Below are 12,159 nucleotides of genomic sequence, written 5' to 3'. Positions count from 1 at the left end.
AAGTTCGTTCTGGCCCAAGCCGAGGACCAGAGCATGAAGCGCAAGCGGTTTACGGAAGAACAGATCATCGGGATTTTGAAGGAGCACGAAGCGGGGATACGGTCGCCGATCTCTGCCGCAAGCATGGTGTAAGCGACGCCAGCATCTACAAATGGAAGGCCAGGTTCGGCGGGATGGACGTCTCGGAGGCCAAGCGACTGCGGTCGCTGGAAGACGAGAACACGAAACTGAAGCGGCTTCTGGCCGACGCCATGTTGGACAATGCGGCGCTGAAGGATCTCGTGGGAAAGAATGTATGACCGGCCCCGCCCGTGCAAGGTCGTTTAATGAGGACGATGCAGTCTGCACAAATGTATCCGGCCTCTTGCAAGTGGGCCGCTGTTGCGGCCAGGCCATGATGAGATCCGCGCGTGCCGTTCCCAGATAAATGGTTCGGGCTCGAAGCCCGCTTTTTTGCACAGGGTTTACGGCGCGCCGATCGACTGTTTCGTCATCACCTTCACGAACCTCGCAGTCTGGAACAAACGGGATCAGCTAAAGGCCGGATCCCGCCGTTCATAGCTTGGGCCGGGCTTGGTCATCATCACCCATGCGATCCGCGCAATCTTGGCTGCCAAGGCGACGGTGACCTTGTTAGTGTGCATGCGTGCCTGAAGTCCATCAAGCCACGCGCCAAGGCGGTATCGCGAGCGATCAAGATGAGTCACGCAGGAACGGGCGCCATGAATGATCATCCGGCGCAGATATCGATTGCCGCGCTTGCTTATCCCCAGCAGCTTCGTTTTGCCTCCCGTAGAATATTCTCTCGGGAAGACCTAGCCAAGCTGCCATATCGCGGGCCTTTTTGAACTGGCGGGCAGATCCAGCTGCGGCCAAAAGCGCCGTCGCGGCCAGCGGACCAATGCCCGGGATGGTCATCAATCGACGTGCGGTATCGCTTTGAGAGGCAATTGCCTCAATCTCGCGGTTGACCTCGGCAATCCGCAGCTCCAGCTGCCGCAGCTCGTCAAATGTAGATGCAAGAATGCGACGCATCGCCGAGGTTAGATCATTCGACTGATCGGCCAAAACCCTCGGCAGATCAGCCTTGAACTTGCCGGCGCCCTGGTGAATAGCGATCCCATATTCCAGGCAAAAAGCGCGCATCTGATTGATGAGGCACGTCCGTTGCGACATCATCCGATCGCGAACACGATGCAGCGCTTGCAGGTCAATGTGCTCAGGCGACCTTAGCTCGACGAAGCGCATCGTTGGTCTCGTCACGGCTTCGGCGATCGCCGCGGCATCGATGATGTCATTTTTGTTGGACTTCACATATGGCTTCACGAATTGAGCTGGGATAATGCGAACGGTGTGCCCCATGGCGGCGATCTTGCGGGCCAACCATTGCGAGCCGGAGCAGGCCTCCATCCCCACCAAAGCCGGTCCTGCACGTTCGAAGAACTGCAAGAGCGTATCACGCCGAAAGGTCGCCTTCTGGATCGGCATTCCGGCGGCGTCGAGCTCAAAGACGTGGAAAAGGTTCTTGCCAATGTCGATCCCGAACACCATTGCCGGCCTGGGCTTGTTCCGTGTCCTCATTGCTTCCTCCTTTCAAAAGCCAACTCAGTCTGACTGAGAGGACGGGGCGGGTCATCCCATTCTGATGTCCCCAGTCAAGCACACAACGCACGGTTTCCCATCTCCACGAGGCTTATCGTGAAGTTCTTGCACCGATAGATCGTGCAGAGGAGAAGGCGGAACCCAAAGACGTCGGTGAACAGGCTCTGATGCGCGGGTTGGATACCGCATTTCCGTTTTTTCGTCTGGGGCTGTCCCTGGTCTAGCGTCGGGCGTCGATCGGATGGTCGGCCACATAATGGGTTTCAGGATTTCCCCTGCCGTGGTCCCACCTTCACCTCTGCACGATTGATGTCTGCGACTACCCCTGCTCCTGATTGCAATAAAGGGGGTTGTGGGCCGGTCGAGCGCACCTCACGACTCGAGCGGTCCACAGCCCGCAACGACGCTATGCCTGTCGAGGTGGCATGAGCTCGCGATTGATTGCCCAAATGAAGGCAGATAGCTCTCGGGCAATCGCCGTGACGATTACGGTTCGCCGCTTGCCCTTCCGCTCAAGTGAGCGGAAGCGTCCGCACAATCTGGTTTGCGCTTTCCACGCAATCTCGCGCGCGCGTCTCGGTGCCGCCTCCACCTTTGGCTGCTTGTCTCGGCTCACGCGCGGCGGATATCGATAGCTCCAGGCCGCCTCCACAAGAATACGTCGCGCCCGCCCATTACCGGCTTTGGTGATGCCGCCTCGCCTGACTTTGTCGCCAGTCGAGTTTTCCGTGGGCACCAAACCCAGATAGCCCATCAGCTCGCGCGGATTTTGAAAGCGCGAGAGATCACCGATCTCGGCCAGCACCCCCACAGCCGCAATGAGATCAATCCCCCGCATCGCCTGCAGGGCCGCGACAACCTCGGCAAGCGACCACTCGGGTACTACCTCGCGGATGGCATCTTCCAAACGCTCCATCCGCTCACTTTCCTGGCGTATCCCCTCAAGTAGCTCTTCGAATGCGATGCGCTGCTCGCGATGCTCGAGCTTCTGCGACATCAGCCATCTCATGTGGGCTGGCCCCCACGTTGTCGTGCCCGGATAGATGCGTCCCAGCCGCAGCATCAATGACGAGATCTGTTGACGCTTGCCCTGGAGGTCTTTCTTCACTGCCTGACGGGCCCGCGAGAGATCGCGCATGGCCTCATGGCGCTCGTCCGGTACCCACACCGCGGTGAGCTCGCCCGCGCGCAACAGCTTGGCGAGGCTTACCGCATCGCGCCGGTTCGTCTTCACTCGATCGCCGGCCTTCTTCGGAACGAGCGAGGGGGCCACCACCAGGCAGTCATGGCCGAGGCTCTTGAGCAGTCTGTAGAGGCCATATCCTGTCGGCCCTGCTTCGTAGCAAAACGTAAGATGACAGCATTTCGCTGCAAGCTTTGCCACCAGCTTTCGGATCGCTGCCTCCGTGGCAGAAAACTGCCCGAGATATCGTACCTCGCCGCCACGGCCGCCATCGGCAATGGCTATTGCATTGCGCGATTTTGACGTATCGATTCCGACAAAGACCTCGGTATGATGACCCACGACTCGCCCTCCTTGTTTGAGGCTCTGCCCGGTCCATCCAGGCAACCCTCGTCGCAACATCGAGGGTGAGTCGCCTCATTTTATGGAGGGGACATACAGTCTAGTGGTGACGCCCGCGGGGAAGCGGAAAGCTGTCGCTCATCTGGTGGATGCCCATGGGATGAGCGAACGGCGGGCGTGTAAAGCCATCGGCTGCTGCCGCATGACCATGAGATACCGGACTGTCAATCGGCGTTCGACTGGGGCTCTGACGCATATTTGATGATCGTGATTGTTTTTATGGCGCGCCAATCAGCCTTGCCTGAAGGAGATCGAGCTTAGCGCGCCCGTACATCTGCCGTTTGACCAGCTTGAGCTTAGTGATCTGCGCTTCCACTTGGCCATTGGACCATGGTTGCGTAATAGCGGCGTGCACCGCGCCCTTATCGTTGGCGATTCGATTCGCGAACGAGGCAATGAGGCTCCGCTTGGATTCCTCAATCCAAGGTTCGAGCTCCATCTCAGCCTTCTTTCGGATCATCGCGTGGAAGCGGCCAACGAGAGCTTGGGCATCGGCCAGCATAGGAACGTTTTGTTCGATGACGGCAAGCGTGACGGTCTCGGCCCTGGTCAGGTGGTCGCGCTTCGTCGTCATCAGCTGCGCTATCGTCCTGGCGGCGGGGACCCTCTGCAATTGTTGACGGCTGATGGTCTCGGCGCGTCGCCGTCGCGTCGCCCATTCCGCCACCACGCGCAGCGATCCCTTAAAGCCTTGCCCTCTCAAACGGCGCCAGAGTTCGGCACCGTTACGACAGCCGCCTGACCACTGTGCGTCCAGGAACGGCAGGTGCCCATCCAGGGTGCTTTGACGGGTGCGGAAGATATCCGTACCGCCACCGCGGCTAATTTGGCGAACCAGATTGCGACTATGTCCTGTGCGGCGGACGATCTCCTTGAACGGCACACCGTCGCTGACGAGAGCCGCAATTGCGGCATGGCTGTCCTGGCGCCGCAGATAGCCCTGATAGCGCAGCTTTTCCGCATAGGTCAGCAATTCCGGGTTGATCGTTGTCGCTCCGATTGCGGTTCGGATTCTGTTCATGGAGCGGCGCACCGCATCAAGGAAGGCCGCGCTCGCATTTTCCATCAGATGCCAGCGGTCGGCGACTTGGATGGCGTTCGGCAGCGCCTTGGCTGCTGCCTCGCCGTATCCACCACCGCGATCTCGCGACACAATGTTGATCGCTGGGTGCCTCGATAGCCACGCCCGAACGGTCGCAGTTTCCCGGTCGGGCAGCAGGGTAACGATCCGCCGGCGCTCCAAATCGCACACGATCGTCCCGTATCGATGGTTTCTCCGGAACGCCCAGTCATCGATGCCCACAACAAGCAATGGATCTGTCGGCATCGCCGCCCGCCGGCGGACCACCCGTAGCAAGGTATCGTTGCTAACGGGCAGCATGAGCCGCTTGGCGAAGCTTGCCGCCGGCCGGCCGCCGAGCGCCAACCCCAAGTGATGGACGATGTATTCCAGCCGTGCCGTCCGGCGCCGTCGAAGCGGAACGATGTCTTCTCCAAACCGCTCTGAGAAGATCCTCCGGTGGCAATGCGGCACCTCACATGTGAAGCGCCGCGTGAGCAATCGGAGGCGCACCTTTCTGGCCGCTGATGGCAAATCGGCCACGTGCCGGATGTAACGGCTATGGATTCGGCGCGATGCTGTCGTGCACAAAGGGCACTGGGCCTCCGTAGCCTCTGACCGAACAGCCAGAATAACCGAATCCTCTGTACGCCATCAAACACCAAACCACTCGGTACGAGCGATGAAATTCGAAAGCCTGTCCGCATGGCGCGATTCTCCGTTGAAGAACCACAGTCGCCGGCGAACTTCATCAGAAATTGATGATGATGTGGAACGGCCCTTCGAACCGGCATCAAAAGTGCCTAACGTGGTCGCGTAGAGAGGCGCCACAAAGGAAGGACCGTTCCATGGAGAAGATTATCACGGTGGGTTTGGATTTGGCCAAGTCGATCTTTCAAGTTCACGGCATCGCCGAAAACGGGAAAGTCTTGGTTCGCCGCACATTGCGGCGATCGCAGGTTCTGCCCTTCTTTCGGAGCCTTCCAGCTTGCTTGGTAGATATGGAGGCCTGTGCGAGTGCCCATCACTGGGCACGCGATATCGCGGCGCTGGGCCACGCTGTCCGCATGATGCCGCCAGCCTACGTGAAGCCTTACGTCAAACGAAACAAGACCGACGTGGCGGATGCTGAAGCCATTTGTGAGGCGGTCACCCGCCCGACAATGCGGTTCGTACCGGTGAAGACTGCCGAACAACAAGCGGCCAGCATGATTTTGCGAACGCGAGAGCTGCTGATGAGGCAGCGCAGCCAGACTGCAAATGCCCTACGTGCTCATATGGCCGAATTGGGCATTATCGCCGGCACAGGCATGGCAAGCATCGCAAAACTCCTGGTGCTTCTCCGGGACGAAAAAGACAATAGGATCCCCGGCGCCGCCCGCTTTGCCCTGATCCTATTCGCTGAACAGATTGAGTTGCTTACAACCCGCATAGAGAAGCTCGACAGAGAGATTTTGGTTGCCGTCAGAAAGGACCCCGATGCAAGGCGTCTGATGAGCATTCCGGGTGTCGGTCCTCTCATCGCCGCTACCGTTCGGACATCGGTTTTGGACGCTCGCAATTTTGCGACTGCACGAGATTTTGCGGCTTGGACGGGGCTCACACCGAGGGCACAGTCGAGCGGCGGAAAAGAAAGGCTCGGCGCGATATCAAAGCGTGGAAATCGGCAACTACGGACGCTCTTGATCGTTGGTGCGACGTCTATCATCAAGCTTGCTAAACGAGGCTTGAAAGTCCCACTCTGGATTCGGACCATGCTGCAAAGACGGCCGGTCAAGGTCGTATCGGTCGCGCTCGCCAATAAGATTGCGCGCACGATCTGGGCCTTGCTGGTCAGAGGCGGCATCTATCAGGCGCCGGCCGCAATGCTGAAATCCTAATCTTAAGAGCTCTCCGGCGGAAGAAGAAAGCTGCCGAGGAGGCAAGGTGCAAATCTGGATGAACCCCGAATGACGTCATTCCCGGTGGCAATCAGACCGCCTGACTCACTGCGCTTCGAGCGCGAGAAATTGATTGGGCGATTGCTTCCGCGGATATCATCGTGGCCAGCGGCCAGGCGCCGCGTTCACAGGGCGAACATATGACCGCACCGTCATCCCTTGTTCAACCAGAGAAAGATCTTGCAGCCCGGTTCCACATATGAGTCAGAGCCCTTATTCCATGCCGAAACACACCGGACGACCCAGGCTGACGATACCAGCCTTCGCCAACGCATGAGGGCGATCGCCCAGGAGCGCCGCCGCTTCGGCTATCGGCGGCTGCATGTTCTGCTCAGGCGGGAGGGCTATCTGATCAACCACAAAAACCTCTTCCGGCTCTATCGGGAAGAGAAGCTGACGGTGCGCCGCCGTGGTGGCCGCAAGCGGGCGATCGGGACCAGGGCGCCGATGCTTGCCGATTCCGATGATCTCGCCCGGGTATTCCGATTTGATCTCGCCCAGGATTCCGAGATGATCTCGCCCACCATTCCGATTTGATGTCGCCCGGGGGCGCGAGGCGTTCTAGCTGTCTGGTTTCTGGCATCGGTGAAGCCGCGGGGTCAACCTTGAATCGCGGCTTGAAGTCCTTCTTCGTCTGCTGCTGCTCTGCTGTGGGCATGTGGGCAACGCTTTTCGCGTTGTCCAAGCGTAGCGGCATGTCCACAGCGCCACGGGCTCAGGCCTTCCGGCCGGGCTTACGAGTTCGCCGCAGGCTCTCGCCGCAGAGATCGATCCGGTGGGCGTTATGGACCAGGCGGTCGAGGACGGCGTCGGCGTAGGTGGGGTCGCCGATCAGCGCGTGCCATTGATCGACGGGAAGCTGGCCGGTGACGATGGTGGAGCGGTGGCCGTAGCGGTCCTCGAGGATCTCCAGGAGGTCGTGGCGGGCCGCGGCGTCGAGCGGCTCGAGGCCCCAGTCGTCGAGGATGAGCAGATCGACGCGGCCGAGCGCGCGCAGCAGGCGGGGGTGGCGGCCGTCACCGCGCGCCAAGGCCAGATCGCTGAACAGTCGCGGGACGCGCTGATAGAGCACGGAGCGATTGTCGCGGCAGGCTTTGTTGCCGAGCGCCGAGGCGAGCCAACTCTTGCCGACGCCGGACGGGCCACAGATCAAAAGATTGGCGTGGTCCGCGATCCATTGGCCTTCGACCAGCATCGTCAGGAGGCTGCGGTCGAGGCCACGCGGAGTGCGATAGTCGATGTCCTCGACGCAGGCCTGCTGGCGCAGCTTGGTATATTGAAGCCGCTTCGACAGTCGCTTGTCGCGTCGCAGCGACGCTTCACGTTCGAGCAGGAGCGCAAGCCATTCGGCGTGGCCGAGGCTGGCGGCCTCGCCGCCGGCTTCGATGTCGGCGAAGGCCTTGGCCATGCCGTGAAGGCCGAGCGCGTGGAGTTGATCGAGGGTCGGATGGGTAAGCAAGGCGTGATCTCCTAACTGCAGTAGCGCGGCCCGCGGATGTTAGGATGGAGGATCGGCGCGTCGTCCGCGGGGCGCTTGGTCGAAGGACGCGATCGAGATTGTTGGCGAGGATCGATTTGACCGAGCCGTAGGTGCGGGCCCCGATGTCAATCGCCCGCATGGCGGCGGCATCGAGCCGCTCGTGCCCAAAGGATCGGGCAAGCCGGATGATGCCGAGACAGGCGCGGAAGCCTTGCCCGGGATGCGTGCGTTCATCGAGGATCAGGTTGCACAGCGCGGCGGTGGCCGGTCCGATCGCGGCGGCCTCCTTGCGGATGCGCTCGATGGTCCAGCCGGCGTAGCGCCGATGACTGGACGCCATGTGCTCCGGGACGGTGGTGTGCTCGTGGTTGCCGCTCATGCGTTGATGCGCGGCGATCCGCTCGCCCTTGTAGAAGATCTCGACGGTGCGGGCGGTGAAGCGCACCTCGACCTCGGCGCGGACGAAGCGATGCGGGACGCTGTAGTAATGCGCCTCGACCTCGACGTGATAGTCGATGCTGACCCGGCAGATCCGCCACTCGGCGAACACGTAAGGGCTCTCCGGCAAGGTCTTTAGCGCCGGCCGGTCGATCTCCTCCAACAGCTTGCGCCGGGTCATGCCGAGCCGCCGGATTGGCCGCTCCTCGTTGAGCCTGGTCAGCAACTCGGCAATCGCCGCGTTGACCTCGGCGAGGCTGTAGAAGGTGCGGTGGCGCAGCCGCCCGAGCAGCCGGCGCTCGACCATAAGGACCGCCTGCTCGACCTTCGCCTTGTCCCGTGGCCGTCGCGGCCTGGCCGGCAGAAGGGCGGTGCCGTAATGCGCCGCCATGTCGGCGTAGCTGCGGTTGATCCGCGGATCGTAGAGGCAGGCCTTGATCACCGCGACCTTGGTGTTGTCCGGCACCAGCAGCGCCGGCACGCCGCCGATCGCCTCGAAGGCGCCGACGTGACCGCCGATCCAGGTCGCCTGCGCATAGGTGAAGCTCGATGCGCCGAGCACCGCGACGAAGATCTGCGCGGCGCGCCGTTCGCCGGTGCGCCGGTCGATCACCACCGGCACGCCGTCGCCGGCATAGTCGACGAACAGCTTGTCGCCGGCCGCGTGCGACTGGCGCATCGTCACCGACAGGCGGCCTTCCCAGGCGCGGTACAGCTCGCAGAACCGCGAATAGCCATACCCGCCGGGCTCGCCGGCGATGTACTCCTCCCACAGGATCGCCAGCGTCACGTGCTTGCGCCGGAGTTCGCGATGCACCGCTGCCCAGTCCGGTTCAGCCTGCCGGCGATGGCTTCGCCGGGTGCCGAGACCGGCTCCCGCGCTGGCGAACAGCCGAGCCTCCAGCTCCGTGTCGGTGATGTCGTCGGACAACGGCCAGCTCAGCCCAGCCGCCTCGAACCGGTGGATCGTCAACCGCACCGTCGACGGGGCCGTCCCCACCTGCCGCGCAATCTCGCGGGTCGACATCCCCGCCGATTTCAATCTGATCACATCGCGCACATGGCGCATCGCAAGCCTCTCCGTCGGCATCCAGGTCCCCTTCGCTAAGCCGAAAGCGGGACCGTATCGGAGCCAGAAGAGGCCTCGTCACCCCGGGCCCCATCATCCCGGAATGGTGGGCGAGATCATTCCGGAATGGTGGGCGACATCGAGCGGAATCAGCCGATGCTGGTTCCGATGACGCCGAACGACCGGTGGTCGCTGGACTTTGTGTCGGATCAGCTGACCGACGGTCGCCGCTTCCGCACCTGACCGTCGTCGATGATTGTACCCGCGAGTGCTTGGCGCTGATGGCCGATACCTCGCTCTCCGGCGTCCGTGTGGCGCAGGAACTGGACCGACTGACGATCGAGCGTGGCAAGCCGAAGATGGTGGTCAGCGATAACGGCAGCGAACTCACCAGCAACGCCATCCTGGTGTGGGCCGACCAAAGCCGTGTCGAATGGCACTACATCGCGCCGGGCAAACCCATGCAGAACGCCTTCATCGAGAGCTTCATGTATAGACGGCCCCGCGGGTGCAAGAGGTTTCGACAACATTTTGATGTCGGTCGGGTGCGTTCATGTATACGGCCTTTTGGTGCGACCGATACCATGGTCGCTGGCCCTGATGGAGATCGCGGATCGAGGCCTCATCAACGGGTCGCGCTTGTTGCGCTTAAAGCTCTTCGAGCTTTCTCGATCCCCAGCTCCGCCGGTTTTCATCACGCTGTCATTTGCCCTCGCACCTTAAGTTAGCCGCATCCGCAGCTTCACGCAGGGGATGTCGGCCTATAATACTCCCCAGTCGTCATCATCGCCCAGACGATCCGAGCCAACTTGTTTGCAACGGCGATTGCGACCACCATGGGTCGACGTCACTCGAGGAGAGCTTCGATCCATCCGCCTCCGACCCGTGAGCGTGCCTTTGGGAACCGGACGACGTTACGTGCTCCGATGACCAGCAAGTGCCTAACATAGGAATCTCCCTGCTTCGTTATGCGGCCGAGCCGATCCTTTCCACCACTTGGGTTCTCCCTTGGCGTTAGGCCGAGCCAAGCTGCGAACTCCCGCCCGGAACGGAACATGGTTGGATCGGGGACGGTGGCAGCAAGGGCTGTAGCCGTTACGGGGCCGACGCCCGGGATAGAAGCAAGCAACCTCGCCACTGGATGCGCTCTCTGGATCTGAGCCAACTCTCGCTCGATAGCGTCGACCTGCCGGTCCAATTCCTTCAGTTGGTTCACAAGAACAGCCAGCGCCATACGGGCAGTGGCAGCAAAGTGAGCTCGAATAGCGCAGGCGGTCATGGTTCTCTGGCGGACCAGCAGGCCTCTTGCACGATGAAGCATCAGGAAGCCTTGGTTCTCGACGCTTTTGATGAGGAACAAACCTCATATTGGGCCGGCTAACTGCTTCACAGATTGCGGCCGCATCAGCGGCATCGTTCTTTGCTCTCCGCCGCACATAGGGCTTCACATATGCTGGCGGTATTAATCTCACATCATGTCCAAACCGCTGAATCTCGCGCGCCCAGTAATGGGCGCTGGCGCAAGCCTCTATCCCAACCAGGCAGGGCGACAGCGAGGAGAAGAAGGAAACGATCTCACCGCGCCGGAGGCGTTGGCGGCTGGTCACTTGACCTTGAGTGTCAACCGCATGAACGTGAAATACGTGCTTCGCAATATCCAACCGAATTGTCACGACTTCCATGATGATTGCTCCTGTTAGGCACAGACATCGCCAGCATAGCGCCGGCGCCGAGGGAGCGGGGCCGTCTTCTCCATCAACGGCCGGCTGCGGGATGAGCTGTTGAACGAGACGTTGTTCACGTTACTGGCACAAGCCCGCGTCACACTTGGAAGTTGGCGGGCCGATTACAACGACACAAGACCACACTCGCAGCTCGGATGGAGAACCCCGTCCGAGTTCGCGATGACCTGCCACCCGCGCCGGGATCTGGCGCTGCGCTATGCCGAAGGCTCCGCGCCAGGTCCCGTCGCTGCCACCGCCCAACCGGGCAAATCCAACGGCACGGGCAAACTCAGGACTGGATAAAACGCTGGGGCAAGGTCAGCGGCCTTGGCTGTCCGAAACAGCCCTTGCAGCACAGAGATGCCGCGAGCATGAATGTAACGCGTCAGCCAATTATCGTGGATTTGACGTAGAACGCGCGCGCGCGCGTTTAGGTTCATCTTTAGGTTTGAAATCGTCCTCGTGCTTGTGGCGAGCGTCCGCCAACCATGGCTCGACTTCCGATTGGATGAGTTCTCGAAGCCGCCACGTTCGCCGGCCGGTACGAAACATGATCCAATGAAGCAGCAGCAAAATGACAGTTAGAGCCATAGCGGCAATCGCAGGCAGGTACCGCACATCTTCGAGAAGGTGCTGGAGAACGTCTCTCATTTTAATTTCTCCTCGATTGCATTTTCGATGGCGCCTAACCGCTCTGCAATTTGAGAATAAATCCGTTCCTCCTCCGAGGAGGCGATTGCGCTGATATAACCATGGGTTGCTACAGTTAAACCCAGGAACAGCGGAAGTATGAAGAAACCTGATACTGCCGTCGCTACAAGCGCAATGCTACCTACCATCGCGGTACCGCCCGTTCCGGTCACCAAGAAGTACGCCGTTGTCTGTGTCTTTCTCCGATGACTCATGTCGTCTGCGTCTCGCTTGAGCGCGACGAGCCCATTTATAACGTCCGCGCGGTCGTTCATCCTACGAAGGTCGTCGACCATCTCCGGGAGGAAACCCGCATCATCGAGCATGGCACGAATCATCTTTAGCGTGTCGATATCTGGCCTTTTACCCAAGCTGTCTCTGAGTTGGTTCAAGACCTCTTTTGAATCCACGGATGCGCCCCAACCAGTGTTTTATGCCACAATTTATGGGTTAATCTCGAAAGATATTCAACTCGTTTATAGCCAATCGACAGATCGAGGTGCCGGTATCATCATATAGGGCAGGAAAGCTGATTTTCTGGCAAATACATTCTTCTTTTGTTGCTCATTCT

Annotated in this window: 4 protein-coding genes and 9 pseudogenes; 6 read left to right on the top strand and 7 right to left on the bottom strand. The window is 60.4% G+C overall.

Annotation, left to right across the window (positions count from 1 at the left end; all coding sequences use genetic code 11):
* Window positions 1–33: 33 nt before the first annotated feature.
* Window positions 34–290: pseudogene (locus tag IVB45_RS04615) on the top strand (transposase); the annotation flags it as partial.
* Between the two features lie 240 nt (window positions 291–530).
* On the opposite strand, the pseudogene IVB45_RS04610 reads toward IVB45_RS04615, so the two are convergent.
* Together IVB45_RS04610 and IVB45_RS04605 are read right to left on the bottom strand one after the other, a co-directional pair.
* Window positions 531–1,581: pseudogene (locus IVB45_RS04610) on the bottom strand (IS110 family transposase).
* Window positions 1,582–2,008: 427 nt separating this feature from the next.
* Window positions 2,009–3,127 carry an IS110 family transposase gene (locus IVB45_RS04605; protein ID WP_247359481.1) on the bottom strand — a complete coding sequence of 373 codons (1,119 nt, stop codon included), beginning with the start codon at window positions 3,125–3,127 and terminating at the stop codon, window positions 2,009–2,011.
* 103 nt (window positions 3,128–3,230) lie between these two features.
* Here IVB45_RS04605 and IVB45_RS04600 point away from each other — a divergent pair.
* Window positions 3,231–3,350: pseudogene (locus IVB45_RS04600) on the top strand (IS3 family transposase); the annotation flags it as partial.
* A gap of 54 nt (window positions 3,351–3,404) precedes the next feature.
* On the opposite strand, the pseudogene IVB45_RS04595 reads toward IVB45_RS04600, so the two are convergent.
* Window positions 3,405–4,954 (bottom strand): annotated as a pseudogene (locus IVB45_RS04595) (ISL3 family transposase).
* A 141-nt stretch (window positions 4,955–5,095) separates the two neighbouring features.
* On the opposite strand from IVB45_RS04595, the gene IVB45_RS04590 reads away from it, so the two are divergent.
* Both IVB45_RS04590 and IVB45_RS04585 read left to right on the top strand, forming a co-directional pair.
* Window positions 5,096–6,127, top strand: a complete 1,032-nt coding sequence (locus IVB45_RS04590; RefSeq protein ID WP_247807590.1) for an IS110 family transposase — start codon at window positions 5,096–5,098, stop codon at window positions 6,125–6,127.
* Between the two features lie 294 nt (window positions 6,128–6,421).
* Window positions 6,422–6,640: pseudogene (locus IVB45_RS04585) on the top strand (IS3 family transposase); the annotation flags it as partial.
* A 262-nt stretch (window positions 6,641–6,902) separates the two neighbouring features.
* Here IVB45_RS04585 and istB read toward each other — a convergent pair.
* Window positions 6,903–7,646: an IS21-like element helper ATPase IstB gene (gene istB, locus IVB45_RS04580; protein WP_247360720.1), complete on the bottom strand. Its 744-nt coding sequence runs from the start codon at window positions 7,644–7,646 to the stop codon at window positions 6,903–6,905.
* A gap of 11 nt (window positions 7,647–7,657) precedes the next feature.
* Window positions 7,658–9,174: pseudogene (istA, locus tag IVB45_RS04575) on the bottom strand (IS21 family transposase).
* 153 nt (window positions 9,175–9,327) lie between these two features.
* Between istA and IVB45_RS04570 the strand changes: the two are divergent.
* Window positions 9,328–9,662: pseudogene (locus tag IVB45_RS04570) on the top strand (DDE-type integrase/transposase/recombinase); the annotation flags it as partial.
* 254 nt (window positions 9,663–9,916) lie between these two features.
* Here the strand turns inward: IVB45_RS04570 and IVB45_RS04565 are convergent.
* Window positions 9,917–10,856: pseudogene (locus IVB45_RS04565) on the bottom strand (IS110 family transposase).
* Between the two features lie 63 nt (window positions 10,857–10,919).
* On the opposite strand from IVB45_RS04565, the pseudogene IVB45_RS04560 reads away from it, so the two are divergent.
* Window positions 10,920–11,201: pseudogene (locus IVB45_RS04560) on the top strand (transposase); the annotation flags it as partial.
* Window positions 11,202–11,545: 344 nt separating this feature from the next.
* On the opposite strand, the gene IVB45_RS04555 reads toward IVB45_RS04560, so the two are convergent.
* Entirely contained in the window at window positions 11,546–11,998 is a 453-nt protein-coding gene (locus IVB45_RS04555) for a hypothetical protein (protein ID WP_247359592.1), read from the bottom strand.
* Between the last annotated feature and the right edge of the window lie 161 nt (window positions 11,999–12,159).

Source organism: Bradyrhizobium sp. 4 (assembly GCF_023100905.1).
GTDB lineage: Bacteria > Pseudomonadota > Alphaproteobacteria > Rhizobiales > Xanthobacteraceae > Bradyrhizobium.
This window is presented reverse-complemented; position numbering and strand designations above follow the sequence as displayed.

Excerpts from the sequence above, each read along its gene's own strand:
- IVB45_RS04590 (WP_247807590.1), top strand. The coding sequence starts at position 5,096 with ATGGAGAAGATTATCACGGTGGGTTTGGATTTGGCCAAGTCGATCTTT.